The sequence below is a fragment of the Campylobacter peloridis LMG 23910 genome (genome assembly GCF_000816785.1).
GTDB classification, from domain to species: domain Bacteria; phylum Campylobacterota; class Campylobacteria; order Campylobacterales; family Campylobacteraceae; genus Campylobacter_D; species Campylobacter_D peloridis.
Genome location: NZ_CP007766.1, coordinates 149,399 through 167,288, shown reverse-complemented (window position 1 = coordinate 167,288; position 17,890 = coordinate 149,399). Strand labels below are relative to the sequence as shown.

Here is a 17,890-nt window from a genome sequence, read left to right as displayed (position 1 = left end):
TTTATCTTCAAAGGAATAAAATGCGTATTTTAGTTGTGGAAGATGAAGTAACACTAAATAAGACAATTTCAAACACACTTACAGAATTTGGCTACCAAAGCGATACTTCAGAAAATTTTAAAGATGCGGAATATTTTATAGGTATTAGACATTATGATTTAGTATTGACAAATTGGATTATTGGCGGAAACGATGCTAGTGATTTAATTAATGTTATCAAGCATAAATCACCAAGAACAGCTATAATCACTCTTTGTTCTAAAAACGATAAAGAAAACGAAATTAAGGCTTTAAAAGCTGGTTCAGATGATTATGTAAAAAAACCTTTAGACTTTGACATTTTACTTGCTAGAATCGAAGCTAGACTTAGATTTGGTGGAACTAATGTAATTAAAATCGATGATTTAATCATTGATCCAGATGAAGAAAAAATCACTTTTCAAGGTAAAGATATAGAATTAAAAGGTAAGCCTTTTGAAGTATTAACTCATCTAGCTAGACATTCTGATCAAATTGTATCTAAAGAACAACTTTTAGATGCCATCTGGGAAGAACCTGAGCTTGTAACTCCAAATGTTATAGAAGTAGCTATCAATCAAATAAGACAAAAAATGGATAAACCTTTAAACATCTCTACTATTGAAACAGTTCGTCGTAGAGGTTATCGTTTTTGCTTTCCTAAAAAAGAAAATTAGAGCTATTTTAGAATGATTTTTCATTCTAAAATAAAAATTTTCTTAATATTTTAAATTACATATAAGTTTTTATATAGTATAAAGTCTGTTTATTATCAAAATCAAAGGAAAAATATGTCACTTTTAATCACTAGAGATTGTATATCTTGTGATGCATGTAGGGAAGAATGCCCTGATGAAGCAATTTATGATAATGATCCAATTTATGTTATAGATCCTGATTTATGCACAGAATGTGTCAATGAATTTTCAGAACCAGCCTGTATAGTTGCCTGTCCTGTTGATTGCATTATCCCTGATCCTGATAATGTTGAAAGTATTGATGAGTTACGCTTAAAACATAAAAATAAAGATATTTAATGGCAAAAAAAACAGCGGTTATTGATCTTGGATCAAATTCTGTTCGCATGGTTGTTTTTGAAAGAACATCAAGATATGGCTTTTTTATATGCAATGAGTATAAAAAAAAGGTTAGACTTGGGGAAAATGCTTATAATAACGACAAAATTCTACAAGAACATGCCATGCAAAAAGCCGAAGAGGCTTTAAAATTTTTTAAAGAAAAAGCTTTAAAAGAAAAATGCAGAAAAATCATAGCCGTTGGTACTTCTGCTTTAAGAGACGCTCCAAATTCTAAAGATTTTATAAAAAGAATTTCACACAATGTAGGCTTAAATATAAAATGCATAAATGGCAAAACAGAGTCATTTTTAGGTGGGCTTGCGGCTTTAAATTTACTATCTGATATAAAAAATGCAACGACTATAGATATAGGTGGTGGCTCAACAGAATTATGTCTTATTAAAGATGGAAAAATAATTGATTGTATTTCTTTGGATCTTGGAACGGTAAGACTTAAAGAAATTTTTTATGATCGTAAAAAATTCAATGCTTTAGAACTTTTTATTCAAAAATCACTCGAACAAGTTCCAAAGAAATTTCAAAACGAGCACATTATAGCTATAGGTGGTAGTTTAAGAGCTATATCTAATTCTATCATGAAAAAAAATTCCTATCCACTAAAGATGATTCACAATTTTTGCTATAGCCTAGATAAAGAAAAAAACCATATAGAAAAAATTCTAAATGCTAAAAATTTAATGGACTTTAACATCAAAAAAGATCGTTTTGACACCATAAAAGAAGGCTGTATGATATTTTTAGCTTTAACAAAATACCTTAAAGCTAAAAATATCATTACTTCTGCAGTAGGAGTTAGAGAAGGTGCTTTTTTATCTAGTCTTTTTGGAAAATACATTAAAATAAAAAATGAAACATTGGATTATTCTAAATTTAATGCCAAATTTCCACCTAATTTTAATCCTAGTTTGAAATCTTTACAAGATCGTTTTGATATTAACTATAACAGCAAGTGTGTTCATTTTACTGATAAATTATTTGATGTTTTTTTGCCAGAACATAAGATGGATTATAAATATAAGCAAATTTTATTAAACGCTGCCAAACTTTCACATATTGGTGAAAAATTAAATTTTTATTTTGCAAACGAACATGGTGCAAATATGGTTTTAAATGGACTTCATTTTGGATTTTCACATACTCAAATAGCTCTTATTGCTATTTTATTAAAAACCAATGGAAAAAAAATAACTCCTTATATTATGGAGCATTATAAAGATTTATTACCAAATAACCATATACTTTCATGGCTTAATTTCATACTAGCTTTAGCTAAAAAACTTGCAAGAGATAGTGATGAAAATCTTGAATTTATTTTAAAAAATAATACTCTATATATTTTTTCTCATAAAAAACAAGTATATTTTTCTATAGATGAAATTAAAAAAATCGTAAAACCAAAGCTTATCATTTTGGCTTTTAATCAAAAAATCTAATTATTTTTGTTTTAACAATAAATTCTGAAGCCTTTGTTTGTTTTCTTCAAAATAAGAGTCAAAATCTTTTTCTTTAGGATTTATAGTGGTAGCTAATTCATTATTTTTATCATTTAAAGCTTGTGTGGTATCTAAAATGATATTAGAATTTCCTACGATCATAGTATAGCGTTTGCCACCATATTCAAAGACTAATAACTGATTATGTCTATCTAATGCTCTTTGAAAAATCAAATTAAAATTTCTATCCAAAGGCTGTTTTTGTTTTAGATAAATTTTCAACACCCAAAGAACGATAAGCAAAAGAATCAAAACACACATTACTAATATATAATTTGTAAAATCATAATCTTGCAAAGTCTCTTCCTTAGTTTGTATAGTTTTAGTATTTAGCTTTTCACTATTTTCTTTTTGAGCGCGCACTCTTAAGCCAAATTTATCTCCAATGGAATCAGCATATAAATCAACTTTATTTGCAGTTGTAAGTGCTATATAGGTTTTTTTATCTTGTGAAAAAATTTTTATTTTTTTGATAATGTTTGAATTTAAAACCTTATCCTCTTCTTTTGAGGTTTGGGCATTTAAAGTAAAAATAACAATATCATCTTTTTTCTTTTGAGTAATACCCAAATCATAAGGACGATCAAAAGAAAAAGTGATATCTACTCTATCATCTCTTTGATAGATATTATAATCCAAAATTTTTACAGCAAAAAGCGGTATAGCTAAAAATAAAATAAAAAATATTTTCATTGCAATTCTTTTTTGAAATACTGCAATACTGTTTTAGAATCTAAAATTTCATTAATCCTAATAGCAAGGTTTTTTTCATATACCATTACCTCACCTTTTCCAAAAATTCTTTTATTCAAATAAAGCTCCACGCTTTCTCCAGCTGGCTTTTCAAGGTCAATCACCGAACCTATCTCTAGCTTTAAAAGCTCTTTAACGCTCATATTTGTCGTTCCAAGCTCACTTACAAAATCAACACTAATATCTAAAATATCTTCGTAAGATTGTAATAAACCTAAATGTTCATCAATCATAATTTTTTATAACCTATTCTAAAACGAGCATTTTTCATAATATATGTAAATTTTGCCTTTAATTTTATCGAAGAAAGTTTTTCAACATGACCTAAATACTCAGGAACACCTAGCTTAAATTCATCCTTGCCATTGGCATCATTAAGTAATTTTTTTGCATAACCAACGATTTGATTAGCAATTTCTTTTACCAAATCTGCTAAACCATCTTCTTTAAGCTCATCATGCAATAAAACTTGTGCGATTTCATTCAAAACTTGCTTTTGAAAAAACAAATAAAAACTATATTCTTGATCTTTAAAGTATAAAGGTATCGAAGCTCCATAAAGCTCACCTTTGATGATATTTGTTTGCTCTATTTTTAATTTCAAAATATGCTCACAAAAATGATAAATAGAATAATCTAGCGTTTTATCCATAACACAATCCTTAGTAACTTATATACTAGGATTTATTTTACTAAATAAACCTTTAATCATAATTAATAATTAAAATAATATAATATATAAAATTTCAAAAAGGCACACAAGTGATTATAGAAAATTTTAATCTTAATGAAAAAGTGTTTATCATAGCAGAACTTTCTGCTAATCATGCTAATGATTTAAACACAGCATTAAAAACCATCCAAGCAGCTAAAAAAGCTGGTGCAGATGCTATAAAAATTCAAACTTACACCCCAGATAGCCTGACTTTAAATTCAGATAAAAAGGATTTCATTATAGAAGGTGGTTTGTGGCATGGAAGAAAACTTTATGAACTTTATGAGGAAGCTAAAACTCCTTATGAGTGGCATGATCAACTTTTTGAGTGTGCTAAAAAAGAAGGATTAATTTGCTTTTCTAGTCCTTTTTCTAAAAAAGATGTAAATTTTTTAAGACAATTTAATCCACCTGCGTATAAAATCGCTTCATTTGAAATAAACGACTATGATTTTGTGCGTTTTGTGGCTAAAGAACAAAAACCTACTTTGGTTTCTACTGGCATAGCATTTGAGGAAGAATTAGAAGAAATTGTAAAAATTTTTAAAGAAGAAAATAATTCTAATTTAATTTTACTAAAATGCACTTCAGCTTACCCTTCAAAAATAAGTGATTTAAATTTAAATGCCATTAAAACTTTGCAAGAGAAATTTAAAACTATAGTAGGACTAAGCGATCATAGCGAAGGTTTTTTAGCTCCGTGTTTAGCAGTGGCACTTGGTGCTAGAGTAATAGAAAAACATTTTATATTAGATAAAACTTTAAATAGTGCAGATGCAAAATTTAGCCTTGATTTTGAAGAATTTAAACAAATGTGTTTCATGGTGCGACAAAGCGAACAAGCTTTAGGCAATAAAAATTTAGATGTGGATGAAAAAATTCTAAAAAATCGCCATTTTGCAAGAAGTTTATATGCTAGTAAAGATATAAAAAAAGGTGAAGTTTTCACAGAAAATAATATAAAAAGCATTAGACCAAGCTTTGGTTTGCATCCTAAATTTTTACCTATAATTTTAGGAAAAAAAGCAAAACAAGATATAGAATTTGGACAAGCTTTAGAAGAAAAAGATTTTTTGGAATAATTTATGCTTTACTTATAGACACTAAATACTAAGGAAATTTATGCAACTTGAACTTAATTTTTCTAAAAATTTACAAGCTTTAAAAGAAGTTGATTCTAATTTAGCTGATAAAATATTGCAAATTCAAGGCAACAAAAGATTTGAACTCATTGAGAAAAATTATGATATTTATGATAATGATAAAAAAGAATTTTGCATACAAAATACTTTTGATAATTTATCTTTTTATGAGCAAAACTATAAAAGACATCCCTTTCTAATTTTCTTTGGAATAGGTAATGGTTTAGTTATTTATGAACTTTTAAAAAATCCTTTAAAAGATTATTTATGTATCATCGAACCTGAGATAGAACTTGTATATATTTCTTTGCATTTAAGTGATTTTAGTCAAGACATACAAAACAAAAGATTACAAATTTATCTATACGAAGATGTTAATTTTTTAACTTTTTATCGCTTTTTTGAACAAGAAAAAATTCATTTTTTTGTAACTACATACGACTTGCTTTTTATTTCTAAATTTTACGAAACATATGAAAAAGAAATAATGAAAGTCAATTCTTTATGTATAGAAAGTATAAAATCTTTAGTAACAAAACAAGGAAATTCATCTGAAGATTCCTTTGAAGGCATCACCCAACTTCTACATAATCTACCTGATCAACTAGCCAATCCTAGTTTAAAAGATTTATTAAAACAAAGAAAAGGTAAAAATGAAAATGCTATTATAGTTTCTACTGGTCCATCTTTGATTAAACAATTACCTTTATTAAAAGAATATGCTAATAAAGCTAGTATTATATGTGCTGATAGTGCTTATCCTATATTAGCCAAGTATAATATAAAACCTGATTATGTGTTATCTTTAGAAAGAGTAGAAAAAACTTCTGAATTTTTCAATAATGATTTTGGTGATTTTGATAAAGATATATTATTTGTTTTAGTAAGTTTAGTCTTTCCAAAAACTATAGAATATTTAAAGAGAAACAATAGAAACTTTATTTTGGTTCACAGACCCTTACCTTTTGCTCAAAGTTTAAATATGGATGATTATGGCTATTTAGGTGGTGGAATGAGTGTAGCTAATATGGCTTATGAATTAGCTGTTAAATTAGAACATAAAAATATCATTTTAATAGGACAAGATTTAGCTTATGGTGAAGATGGAAATTCACATCCTAAAGAATACCATTACAAGTCAAACTTTGAAAACGATAGAAAAGAAGGATTGTTTGTGACAGCTTATGGTGGTAATGGTAAAGTCGAAACTAATAAATTTTGGAATATTTTTAAAGAAAGTTTTGAAAAAGATATAGCTTTAACATCTCCTTTAGGTATAAAAACATTTAATGCCACAGAAGGTGGCGCTAGAATAGAAGGCGCTATAGAAAAACCATTTAAAGAAATTTGCGAGGAATTGTTAAAAGAAGATAAATCTAAATTTGATAAGCTAAATGGATTAGATAAAATAAATTTAGAAAAGAGAGTGAAAGATTTTACACAAAAACTACAAAAAATAAAAACTTTAGCAACAATTTATACTAACGAATGCGAAACCTTGCAACGAGATATTATATATTGTTTAAATAATGAAGATTTTAAAGATGAAATTTTTAACCCATTAAGTCAAAGAATTTATCAAATGAAAGCCAAATTTGAAGAAGAGGAATTTAGAAATTATTTTTTAGATTTAATCCGTTCTATATTTTTTCATTTTGAATACAAAATAGCGTGTAACTACATAAAAAATCCCAATAATATAGATGAAGAATATGCTAAAAGAAAAGAATACTTAGAAATACATAAAAATTGGATAGATTTTATCATTCCACATATAAAATTACAAGCTACAATTATACAAAAAGAGTTTTCATGAACACCTACGAAGCAAATTTTAATAAAAACCTAGGAGCATTAGAAGAATATAATGCTATATTAGCAGATAAGATAGAAGATGTAAAAACAAATGAACGTTTTGAAGTATTTGCAGGAAAAAGTACTTTTGATATCAATATATATGATCATGAACTAAAGCAAAGTTTATATGATAATCCTGAAAAATTCTTTGATGATAAATATAGTGAAATTTATTCTAAATACGAAAGATATCCTGTGTTATTTTTTTATGGTTTAGGTAATGGTTTATTATATAAAGCTTTATTAAAAAATGAAAACCACAAGAGTATAGTAGTTTTTGAACCAAATATTGAAGTACTTTACATAGTTTTTCATCTAATAGATTTTAGCGAAGAACTCAAAAATAAAAGACTTTATGTGATTTATACAGATAATTTTGATATGGATGATATTATAAATTTTCTAATGGGAGAACTTTTTGTTAGAAATTACCTTTATAATAGTAAGATTTTATCTTTAAATTCCTATTATGATCAACATAAAATATATATGGAAAAACTAGAAAAAAAACTTAATGAAAAAATAATATATGTTTTTAATGCTCAAGGACATACAGGATTGATATATTCATTAGAAAATATTCAACAATCCATAAATAATATGCCAATAATATTACAAAAACCACCATTTAAAACATTAATACAGCAAAGAATAGATAAAAATGATAATGCTATTATTGTAGCAAGTGGACCAAGTTTGATAAAACAACTTCCATTGCTCAAAAAATATGCTAACAAAGCTAACATTATATGTGCTGATGGAAGTTATCCCATCTTAGCTAAATATAACATTAAACCAGATTATGTCATGTGTTTAGAGCAAAATGATTTATCTAGTGAATTTTTTAATAATGATTTTGGTGATTTTGATAAAGATATTACCTTTATTATAACAGCTTCTGCCCACTTAAATACCATTAAATATTTAGAAAAATATAATAGAAACTATCTACTAGTTTTGAAAAATTCAAATAAATTTACGCACAAGTATTTATTGGATAATTTTGGCTGTTTAAGTGGTTTAAATGTAGCATCAATGGGTTATAACTTGGCTATACAATTAAATTATAAAAATATCATTTTAATAGGACAAGATTTAGCTTATGATGAAAATGGAAATTCACATCCTATGGATTTTTTATTTGATTCAACATTAGATACTCATAGATATGAACATATAAAAACATTAGCATATGGGGGAGAAGGTGAAGTTTACACCCATATAGCCTGGAAAAGCTATATACAAAATTACGAACTAGATATTAAAAGTGCTTCAAAAAAAGGCATAAAAACTTATAATGCCACAGAAGGTGGTGCTAGAATAGAAGGTGCCATAGAAAAACCATTTAAAGAAATTTGCGAAGAGATTTTAATAAAAGATAAAATACTTTTTTCACCTTTGCAATGTTTACAAAAAAATGAACAAGTTATACTAGCTAAAGAAAGTTACAACAACATTCTAACTCTTATCAAATTTGCAAAAAGCAAAATTTATCAGTGTCAAAAATTATTAAAACCTATTTTAAAGGTTATTGAACAAACTAAATATCATATAGATTTGAATACTATAGATTTTGTTAAAGTTTTAAAAACCAATGATGAAATTCATAAAGTTAAAGAATTTTTAGAAGATAAACAAATGGAAATTTTTACAGATTTACTTATTGTAGCTTTAACAAAAACTGAGCTTGAATTAGCTAAAATTTCTCTTATGAGCGCTCATACTCAAGATGATAAAAAAATTCGTATGATTATATGGCTTATTAAACATGAAGAATGGCTAAAAATAGTTATTGATACCTTAGAAAAACAAACACAAATCATGGAAAAATCCATAATATTATTAAAAAAATTTATAGAAGAAAATCAATGAACACCTACGAAGCAAATTTTAATAAAAACCTAGGAGCATTAGAAGAATATAATGCTATATTAGCAGATAAGATAGAAGATGTAAAAACAAATGAACGTTTTGAAGTATTTGCAGGAAAAAGTACTTTTGATATCAATATATATGATCATGAACTAAAGCAAAGTTTATATGATAATCCTGAAAAATTCTTTGATGATAAATATAGTGAAATTTATTCTAAATACGAAAGATATCCTGTGTTATTTTTTTATGGTTTAGGTAATGGTTTATTATATAAAGCTTTATTAAAAAATGAAAATCACAAGAGTATAGTAGTTTTTGAACCAAATATTGAAGTACTTTACATAGTTTTTCATCTAATAGATTTTAGCGAAGAACTCAAAAATAAAAGACTTTATGTGATGGATGAATTCGATAAGAATCATTTAAGTATTTTTTTAGGAAAAGAATTGCAGGTAAGAAATTATTTACAAAATACAATATTACTAAGACATTGTCTTTACTATGAAAATACCACAAGATCAGAAAAACTAGAAAATGATTTAAAAAAACTTTGTATTATCCTCATTACAGAATTAGGCAATGATCCAACAGATTCTTTACAAGGCATCACCCAACTTCTACATAATCTACCTGATCAACTATCCAATCCTAGTTTAAAAGATTTATTAAAACAAAGAAAAGGTAAAAATGAAAATGCTATTATAGTTTCTACTGGTCCATCTTTGATTAAACAATTACCTTTATTAAAAGAATATGCTAATAAAGCTAGTATTATATGTGCTGATAGTGCTTATCCTATATTAGCCAAGTATAATATAAAACCTGATTATGTGTTATCTTTAGAAAGAGTAGAAAAAACTTCTGAATTTTTCAATAATGATTTTGGTGATTTTGATAAAGATATATTATTTGTTTTAGTAAGTTTAGTCTTTCCAAAAACTATAGAATATTTAAAGAGAAACAATAGAAACTTTATTTTGGTTCACAGACCCTTACCTTTTGCTCAAAGTTTAAATATGGATGATTATGGCTATTTAGGTGGTGGAATGAGTGTAGCTAATATGGCTTATGAATTAGCTGTTAAATTAGAACATAAAAATATCATTTTAATAGGACAAGATTTAGCTTATGGTGAAGATGGAAATTCACATCCTAAAGAATACCATTACAAGTCAAACTTTGAAAACGATAGAAAAGAAGGATTGTTTGTGACAGCTTATGGTGGTAATGGTAAAGTCGAAACTAATAAATTTTGGAATATTTTTAAAGAAAGTTTTGAAAAAGATATAGCTTTAACATCTCCTTTAGGTATAAAAACATTTAATGCCACAGAAGGTGGCGCTAGAATAGAAGGCGCTATAGAAAAACCATTTAAAGAAATTTGCGAGGAATTGTTAAAAGAAGATAAAAAACAAACTCAAATGGTAAAAAAATACCATAAAAAACAAAATTTGGAAGAAAAATGGGAAAATTTAAAAAAGCAAATTACCCATAAAAAATCTAAAATTAATCAACTCTTAGATTTAACACAGAATTTTGAAATTGAATTTAAAATGATATTGCAAAATATTCAGCAAACTAATAATTTACAAGATTTGAATTTTAAAACTATTTTGGAGATCAATGAAAAACTTCATGAAATTAAAAACAAAACAGAAAGTATAGTTGAACTTGGAGAAGTTTTAAATCCTGCATTAAAAAATATTGAACTAAAACTAGCCAAAATTACACTCACTAGCGCTCTTACGCAAAATGATAAGAAAAATCGTATGATAAATTGGTTATTAGCACATGATTCTTGGATTGAGATACTTCTACAATATCTTAAAATTCTATCAGAAAACCTAGAAAAGAGTTATGATGAATTTCTTTGAAAATAATTTATATTATCTAGAAAAAAGTCTTAAGTTAAAACTTACAAAATTAAAACACAAAAATCAATCTCTCATAAATTCAAAAAATTATTTCATAAATTTGCTAAATGTAAATTACAAAAATCATCCTATATTATTTATATATGGTTTAGGGGAATATATCCAAAATATCTTTGATAATAAAAATCTAAAATACCTTGTTGTTTTTGAAGATGATTTAAATATTATTTATCAAATTTTACAAACTTATAATATTTCTAATCCACTAAAAGAGAAAAGGTTAATCTTATTTGATGCAAATGACTTTGACTTTAACAAAGCCAAAGAACTTTTTTTAAACAATAACTTTATGTTTTATAGTCAAATAACTTCTATATTGAATTATAAAGATTCTCTTTTTTCAAAGTCTATCCAAGATTGCATGCAAAAAGCCATAAAAAGTATTTATAATGCCTTACAATCTAGTCAAGAATGTGAAGTTTATATAAAACATTTTTGCAAAAATCTTCCTAAAACCTTAACTCATCCTAGTGTAAAAGAACTTTTAAACAAACATAAGGCTAAAGAAAAAAATGCCGTTATTGTAGCGAGTGGACCAAGCTTAATAAAACAACTTCCATTGTTAAAAGAAATTCAAGATAAAGTTAGTGTTTTTTGTGTCGATGGATCTTACACCATCTTACATAAATATGGTATTAAGCCTGATTATGTTTTTTGCATAGAAAAGGATATGATTAATGGGAAAGAGAAAAAACTCGGTTCTTGGAAATTTTTTGATAATAATTTTGGAGAATTTGACAAAAATATATTATTTATTTTATCAGATACTACAAATCCTCAAACTATACAAAATTTAGAAAAAAATAACAGATCATATATGATTATATTTTCTATGAATTCTTTTGCTTCTAGCTTTCAATTTGATGATTATGGTTATTGTGATTTAAGTTTTAATTCTGTAGCAAATTTAGCATATAATTTTGCTGTTTCTTTAGAATATGAAAATATCATTTTAATAGGACAAGATCTTGCTTTTGGCAAAGATGGAAATTCTCATCCAAATGAATTTTTACATGGAACAAATTTAGATTCTTCACGCTATGAATATATAAAAACACTCGGTTATGGTGGAAAAAGCGAAATTTATACTCATGCAGCATGGATGCTTTATAAAGAAAAATATGAATACGACATAACTCAAAATAAAAATTTTATTACTACATATAACGCTACTGAAGGCGGTGCAAGGATAGAAGGAACCATAGAAAAACCATTTAAAGAAATTTGTGAAAGTATAATTAACAAAGAATATACTAAAAGTTTTGAAAAACTTTCATCTCCAAACAAAAAAGATATTTACCAAAATTTAAAAAAAGCATTAATACACTTTGAAAAAATCAATCAAAAAGCTTTAAAAATTTTAAATAACTCTCAAGAACTTTTTTTAAAAATTCAAAACATTTCTTTAATTATAAACAATCTACCAAGTCATCTAAATCTAGAAGAAAGCTTAAATTTAATTGATTTTAATCAAATCTTAAATTTAAAAAATGAAATAAAATTATATAAAGATGGGATTTTATCAAGCAAATATTTTTCTACGATTTTATTAAGTTACATGTATACAAATGAATGTAATTTTGTCAAACTTGAATGTATTGATACAGGAAATGCAATAAAAGAAAAAATAAACCAACTTAGCTATATACTTAATCATGAAAGGCATATTCAAGAAATAACAAATCTCATCCAAACACAATATTTTATAATAAATCAAACTATAGCCGATATACAAACTTTGATTTCTAAGGATTTTTATGAATGAACTTTTTTTAAAAAACACTCAAGCATTATTTGAAAAAGATCAACCTTTGGCTTTAAAACTAAGAGAATTAAAAGAATGTAAGCAATTTGAACTTTTTCAAGGAAGTAATGATAATTTAGATATAAATATTTTTGATAAAAAAAGAAAAGAATTTATTTATAAAAATCCTTTAGAAGAATTAGATGAAAATTTAAAACTTTTTAATGGAGAATACTTAAGATATCCTATTTTATTTTTTTATGGGTTAGGTAATGGAATTTTATACAAAGCTTTACTTTCAAACCCTTTAATAAATCATATAATTATCTTTGAGGAAGAATTAGAAATTATATATTTAGTATTTCATTATTTAGATTTAAGTGAAGAAATAAAAAATGAAAAAGTGATTTTGTTTTATATACATTTAACTACATTTGCTCAAATTGATACACTAATGGATTATCCAACAATAAAAAATTATTATAAGATTTACAATCTTTTTATTCATAGTAGTTTTTATAATTTTTATGATATAGAAATTATAAATAAAACTATTATAAAAGCTATAAAAAGCAACCATACTAAAAATGGAAATGCACCAAGTGATTCTTTACAAGGCATTACTCAGCTCATTAGAAATTTAGTCCCTCTTGTTACCAATCCTAGTTTAAAAGATTTATTAAAACAAAGAAAAGGTAAAAATGAAAATGCTATTATAGTTTCTACTGGTCCATCTTTGATTAAACAATTACCTTTATTAAAAGAATATGCTAATAAAGCTAGTATTATATGTGCTGATAGTGCTTATCCTATATTAGCCAAGTATAATATAAAACCTGATTATGTGTTATCTTTAGAAAGAGTAGAAAAAACTTCTGAATTTTTCAATAATGATTTTGGTGATTTTGATAAAGATATATTATTTGTTTTAGTAAGTTTAGTCTTTCCAAAAACTATAGAATATTTAAAGAGAAACAATAGAAACTTTATTTTGGTTCACAGACCCTTACCTTTTGCTCAAAGTTTAAATATGGATGATTATGGCTATTTAGGTGGTGGAATGAGTGTAGCTAATATGGCTTATGAATTAGCTGTTAAATTAGAACATAAAAATATCATTTTAATAGGACAAGATTTAGCTTATGGTGAAGATGGAAATTCACATCCTAAAGAATACCATTACAAGTCAAACTTTGAAAACGATAGAAAAGAAGGATTGTTTGTGACAGCTTATGGTGGTAATGGTAAAGTCGAAACTAATAAATGGTGGAATATTTTTAAAGAAATTTTTGAAAAAGATATTGCGATATACAAAAATACAAAAGGTATAAAAACATTTAATGCCACAGAAGGTGGTGCTAGAATAGAAGGCGCTATAGAAAAACCATTTAAAGAAATTTGTGAGGAATTGTTAATTTTTCAAAAATCAAACTTAAAGCCTCTTAAAATAACCCAATCAAAAATAGGAAGTAATCTAAAAAAATCTAAAAAAAATATAGAAAGTATGCTCATTATCAATCAAAACAACATAAAAAAACTAAAAAATATTCTAGTAAAAATTAGCACAGCAAATAAAACTCTTAAAGCAAAATCACTCTTAAAGCAAATTGATAGTTTTAAAAAACAACTTTATAAAAAATCAAATGGAGCGTATGAACTTTATCCACACATTTTATATCATCACGAATTAAGAGTTAATGCAATTTTATGTAAAAATCCAAAAAACAAAAATGAGCAAAATGAAATTTTAAAAGAACTCTTAAATGAATATGAAGAAACATTTAAAACACTTTTACATCTTTTTTATGTATTTGATACAACTATAAAAGATAACTCAATAGAACTTTTTCAATTAGCAAGGTAAATCCATGAATGAACTTTTTTTAAAAAACACTCAAGCATTATTTGAAAAAGATCAACCTTTGGCTTTAAAACTAAGAGAATTAAAAGAATGTAAGCAATTTGAACTTTTTCAAGGAAGTAATGATAATATAGATATAAATATTTTTGATAAAAAAAGAAAAGAATTTATTTATAAAAATCCTTTAGAAGAATTAGATGAAAATTTAAAACTTTTTAATGGAGAATACTTAAGATATCCTATTTTATTTTTTTATGGGTTAGGTAATGGAATTTTATACAAAGCTTTACTTTCAAACCCTTTAAGAAATCATATAATTATCTTTGAGGAAGAATTAGAAATTATATATTTAGTATTTCATTATTTAGATTTAAGTGAAGAAATAAAAAATGAAAAAATAATATTGTTTTATACAATAAATTTTAATGCACTCTTATATTTTTTAAATCAAAAAGGAGTTAACACTTTATTAAAACTTTATAATTTACACTCACTTGCTAATTATTATTTTAAATACTATAAAAATAATATTTTAGAAATTAATACTTTAATGATAAAAACAATAAAATATATTACAGATATCAAAGGAAATTCACCCTTAGATTCCTTTGAAGGCATCACCCAACTTCTACATAATCTACCTGATCAACTAGTCAATCCTAGTTTAAAAGATTTATTAAAACAAAGAAAAGGTAAAAATGAAAATGCTATTATAGTTTCTACTGGTCCATCTTTGATTAAACAATTACCTTTATTAAAAGAATATGCTAATAAAGCTAGTATTATATGTGCTGATAGTGCTTATCCTATATTAGCCAAGTATAATATAAAACCTGATTATGTGTTAGCACTAGAAAGACACAATAGAGTTTATCAATGTTTTGAACAAAACAATAAAGAATTTGATAAAGATATACTATTTGTTATAGCCAGTGTAGCACACAAAAGCGTTATTGATACTTTAAAAAAAACCAACAAATCTTTTATGTTAGTTCATAGACCGCTACCATTTTCTAAAGCTTTAAATATGAATGATTATGGTTATTTAGGAAGTGGTTTAAGTGTAGCTAATATGGCTTATGATTTAGCTGTTAAATTAGAACATAAAAATATCATTTTAATAGGACAAGATTTAGCTTATGGTAAAGATGGAAATTCACATCCTAAAGAGTATTTACATGGTGAAAATTTTGAAAAAAATAGAAAAGAAGGATTGTTTGTGACAGCTTATGGTGGTAATGGTAAAGTTGAAACTAATAAATTTTGGAATATTTTTAAAGAAAGTTTTGAAAAAGATATAGCTTTAACATCTCCTTTAGGTATAAAAACATTTAATGCCACAGAAGGTGGTGCTAGAATAGAAGGTGCACTAGAGATTAGTTTTTCCAAAATTTGTAATGAATTTCTAAAAAAAGATAAATCTTATTTTAATTTTCCAAATAAAAACAAAAAGCAATTACAAAAAAGTGCTATAAAAATTAATTTGACTATTGATAAACAATTAAAAATACTTCAAAAGTATATTCACAAAGGCGAAGAATTACTACTCCAAACAAATATTTTATTAGAAGAAAAAACACAAAGAAAAATTACATCACTAATTAAAAAAATAGATTCTTTTAAAATCAGAGTCTATAAAAATTCTTTTGTAAAAAGTGAATTATTTGAGCCTCTATTTTTTCATCTTGAAAGTGAATTAGCAATCATTTTTACAATGTCAATTAAAAACGAAGAAGACAAAAATATAAAGAATATGCAATGGTTAAAAGCAAACAAAAATTGGTTGGAAAATTTTATTAGTTTTTTATCTATACAAAATCAAGCTTTAAAAAATAGTAATTTAAAAGCCCTTATCTAAAAGGGCTTTAATTATTGTAAAAGTTTTAATACATTTTGCTGAACTGCATTTGCTTGACTCATAGCATATGAACCACTTTGTGCTAAAATGTTATATTTAGAGAAATTTGCACTTTCAGCTGCAAAGTCTACATCTCTTATAGTTGATTCTGCTGATTTTATATTTACTTGAGTTACGCTGATATTGTTTATAGTTGATACAATTTGATTTTGCACCGCACCAATGTCTGCTCTAATTGTATCAAGAGATGTTATAGCACTATCTGCTAAGTCCATAACAGCCATTGCACCTCTAAGAGTCGTAACACCTGCGCTTTTTGGAGTATTTATATTATCAGCTGTACTCATAGCATTAAAGCCCATAGCAGAAGCTATATCAGCTGAAATTTGTCCTTTAATAGCTTCTAAATTAGCTGTAGCTTCAGCCATTGCAACATTTGTTCCAAGTCCAATTATAGATATATCTGTTCCAGATAATAAAATATCTCTACCATCATTTTTTACTAATGATAATCTTCCATAATTTGCAGAAGCTACAACTCCACTTAAGGCTGTTCCTAATGATCCTCCAAGAACTATACCCCTACCATCAGCTGAATTTAAAATGAGTTTTCCATCTACCACAGAAGCTTCTATACCAGTTGTATCTTTTTTAGCATTAATAGCTGCTGCTAATGCACCATCTTTATCACCTGGTTTAACCTCAACTTTGCCTATAACAACCCCATTAATTGAAAAATCAGCCCCTGTTGTTCCAGCCTTTAAAGCTCCACTAGAAATAGTTTGAACCACAGCTGTTGCTCTAACACCTGTTTTATCTGCTACTTTATTTATCTCATCAGCTAAAGCACCTAACCCTGTTCCAACGCTATGAGAAATAGGAACACTTTGGAACTTATAATCATTTACACCATCATATGATTTTAAAACCAAATTAGCAGTTGTTGCAGCTGTAACTCTAACACCAGTTTCAAAACGAGTATGACCTATTTTACTTGATTGAGTTGGCCCTATGGTTGCATGCACAGTTTGGTTTGATTGAGCACCTATTTGAAATTCTTGATTAACAAAATTTCCACTTAAAAGCTGCTTACCATTAAAACTAGTAGTATTTGCGATGTTATCAAGTTCTTCCATAAGACGATTGATTTCATTCTGTATCATAATTCTAGTTTTTGTAGTTTGTCCATCTTGAGCTGCTTGAGTAGCTTTAACTTTAATGGTATCTAGTATTTTCAATTGCTCATCCATAGCTTTATCAGCAGTTTGTAAAATACCTATAGCGTCATTACCATTATTAATTGCTTGACCTAAAGAAGCTGCTTGATTTCTTAAAGAATCAGCTATTGCCATACCAGAAGCATCGTCTGCTGCTGAATTTATTCTCAAACCTGAACTTAATCTTCCTAGAGATTTATCTAATTCTCTAGCTGTAATAGTTGAATTTGCGTGTGCATTCATTGCACCTATGTTGGTGTTTATTCTAAAACCCATTTTAAATCCTTTCAAAATATTGCTTAAGTCATTAAAAGCAAATAGTG

At 26.2% G+C, this 17,890-nt stretch carries 14 protein-coding genes; 10 read left to right on the top strand and 4 right to left on the bottom strand.

Annotated features, from left to right (window positions below; translation table 11 throughout):
- Positions 1–20: 20 nt before the first annotated feature.
- The 3 genes from hsrA to CPEL_RS00885 all read left to right on the top strand — a co-directional run bounded on the left by hsrA (position 21) and on the right by CPEL_RS00885 (position 2,551).
- The gene (hsrA, locus tag CPEL_RS00895) at positions 21–695 is read left to right on the top strand and encodes a homeostatic response regulator transcription factor HsrA (protein ID WP_044598207.1); all 675 of its coding nucleotides are present in this window, start codon (positions 21–23) and stop codon (positions 693–695) included.
- A gap of 114 nt (positions 696–809) precedes the next feature.
- A complete protein-coding gene (locus CPEL_RS00890; RefSeq protein ID WP_044598206.1) occupies positions 810–1,055 on the top strand; it encodes a YfhL family 4Fe-4S dicluster ferredoxin in 246 nt (81 codons plus the stop codon).
- Entirely contained in the window at positions 1,055–2,551 is a 1,497-nt protein-coding gene (locus tag CPEL_RS00885) for a Ppx/GppA phosphatase family protein (protein ID WP_044598205.1), read from the top strand. The genes CPEL_RS00890 and CPEL_RS00885 overlap by 1 nt, the downstream gene beginning before the upstream one ends.
- Here the strand turns inward: CPEL_RS00885 and CPEL_RS00880 are convergent, their stop codons facing one another.
- From CPEL_RS00880 to CPEL_RS00870, 3 genes are read right to left on the bottom strand one after another with little or no spacing between them, the layout of a single operon-like run.
- Positions 2,552–3,304, bottom strand: a complete 753-nt coding sequence (locus CPEL_RS00880; RefSeq protein ID WP_044598204.1) for a hypothetical protein — start codon at positions 3,302–3,304, stop codon at positions 2,552–2,554.
- Positions 3,301–3,597, bottom strand: coding sequence for a flagellar motor switch protein FliN (gene fliN / locus CPEL_RS00875; RefSeq protein ID WP_044598203.1), 297 nt, complete (start codon positions 3,595–3,597; stop codon positions 3,301–3,303). The genes CPEL_RS00880 and fliN overlap by 4 nt, the downstream gene beginning before the upstream one ends.
- The gene (locus CPEL_RS00870; protein WP_044598202.1) at positions 3,594–4,016 is read right to left on the bottom strand and encodes a chemotaxis protein CheX; all 423 of its coding nucleotides are present in this window, start codon (positions 4,014–4,016) and stop codon (positions 3,594–3,596) included. The genes fliN and CPEL_RS00870 overlap by 4 nt, the downstream gene beginning before the upstream one ends.
- Before the next feature lie 110 nt (positions 4,017–4,126).
- Between CPEL_RS00870 and pseI the strand changes: the two genes are divergently transcribed.
- Genes pseI through CPEL_RS00835 form a run of 7 tightly spaced genes read left to right on the top strand, consistent with a single transcriptional unit; the run spans position 4,127 to position 16,350 of the window.
- Positions 4,127–5,161, top strand: coding sequence for a pseudaminic acid synthase (gene pseI / locus CPEL_RS00865; RefSeq protein WP_044598201.1), 1,035 nt, complete (start codon positions 4,127–4,129; stop codon positions 5,159–5,161).
- Between the two features lie 40 nt (positions 5,162–5,201).
- Positions 5,202–7,037, top strand: coding sequence for a motility associated factor glycosyltransferase family protein (locus CPEL_RS00860; RefSeq protein ID WP_044598200.1), 1,836 nt, complete (start codon positions 5,202–5,204; stop codon positions 7,035–7,037).
- Positions 7,034–8,950, top strand: coding sequence for a motility accessory factor (locus CPEL_RS00855; RefSeq protein ID WP_044598199.1), 1,917 nt, complete (start codon positions 7,034–7,036; stop codon positions 8,948–8,950). The genes CPEL_RS00860 and CPEL_RS00855 overlap by 4 nt, the downstream gene beginning before the upstream one ends.
- A complete protein-coding gene (locus CPEL_RS00850) occupies positions 8,947–10,827 on the top strand; it encodes a motility associated factor glycosyltransferase family protein (RefSeq protein WP_044598198.1) in 1,881 nt (626 codons plus the stop codon). Before CPEL_RS00855 ends, CPEL_RS00850 begins: the two co-directional genes overlap by 4 nt.
- A complete protein-coding gene (locus CPEL_RS00845) occupies positions 10,814–12,652 on the top strand; it encodes a motility associated factor glycosyltransferase family protein (protein WP_044598197.1) in 1,839 nt (612 codons plus the stop codon). The genes CPEL_RS00850 and CPEL_RS00845 overlap by 14 nt, the downstream gene beginning before the upstream one ends.
- Entirely contained in the window at positions 12,645–14,495 is a 1,851-nt protein-coding gene (locus tag CPEL_RS00840) for a motility associated factor glycosyltransferase family protein (RefSeq protein WP_044598196.1), read from the top strand. The genes CPEL_RS00845 and CPEL_RS00840 overlap by 8 nt, the downstream gene beginning before the upstream one ends.
- Positions 14,496–14,499: 4 nt before the next feature.
- A complete protein-coding gene (locus tag CPEL_RS00835) occupies positions 14,500–16,350 on the top strand; it encodes a motility associated factor glycosyltransferase family protein (protein ID WP_044598195.1) in 1,851 nt (616 codons plus the stop codon).
- Positions 16,351–16,361: 11 nt separating this feature from the next.
- Here the strand turns inward: CPEL_RS00835 and CPEL_RS00830 are convergent, their stop codons facing one another.
- Entirely contained in the window at positions 16,362–17,843 is a 1,482-nt protein-coding gene (locus tag CPEL_RS00830; RefSeq protein WP_044598194.1) for a flagellin, read from the bottom strand.
- Between the last annotated feature and the right edge of the window lie 47 nt (positions 17,844–17,890).

Coding starts and splice junctions, on each gene's coding strand:
- CPEL_RS00860 (WP_044598200.1), top strand. CDS start 5,202: ATGCAACTTGAACTTAATTTTTCTAAAAATTTACAAGCTTTAAAAGAA.
- CPEL_RS00845 (WP_044598197.1), top strand. CDS start 10,814: ATGAATTTCTTTGAAAATAATTTATATTATCTAGAAAAAAGTCTTAAG.
- CPEL_RS00855 (WP_044598199.1), top strand. CDS start 7,034: ATGAACACCTACGAAGCAAATTTTAATAAAAACCTAGGAGCATTAGAA.
- fliN (WP_044598203.1), bottom strand. CDS start 3,597: ATGATTGATGAACATTTAGGTTTATTACAATCTTACGAAGATATTTTA.
- CPEL_RS00835 (WP_044598195.1), top strand. CDS start 14,500: ATGAATGAACTTTTTTTAAAAAACACTCAAGCATTATTTGAAAAAGAT.
- hsrA (WP_044598207.1), top strand. CDS start 21: ATGCGTATTTTAGTTGTGGAAGATGAAGTAACACTAAATAAGACAATT.
- CPEL_RS00885 (WP_044598205.1), top strand. CDS start 1,055: ATGGCAAAAAAAACAGCGGTTATTGATCTTGGATCAAATTCTGTTCGC.
- CPEL_RS00880 (WP_044598204.1), bottom strand. CDS start 3,304: ATGAAAATATTTTTTATTTTATTTTTAGCTATACCGCTTTTTGCTGTA.
- CPEL_RS00890 (WP_044598206.1), top strand. CDS start 810: ATGTCACTTTTAATCACTAGAGATTGTATATCTTGTGATGCATGTAGG.
- CPEL_RS00840 (WP_044598196.1), top strand. CDS start 12,645: ATGAATGAACTTTTTTTAAAAAACACTCAAGCATTATTTGAAAAAGAT.
- CPEL_RS00870 (WP_044598202.1), bottom strand. CDS start 4,016: ATGGATAAAACGCTAGATTATTCTATTTATCATTTTTGTGAGCATATT.
- CPEL_RS00850 (WP_044598198.1), top strand. CDS start 8,947: ATGAACACCTACGAAGCAAATTTTAATAAAAACCTAGGAGCATTAGAA.
- CPEL_RS00830 (WP_044598194.1), bottom strand. CDS start 17,843: ATGGGTTTTAGAATAAACACCAACATAGGTGCAATGAATGCACACGCA.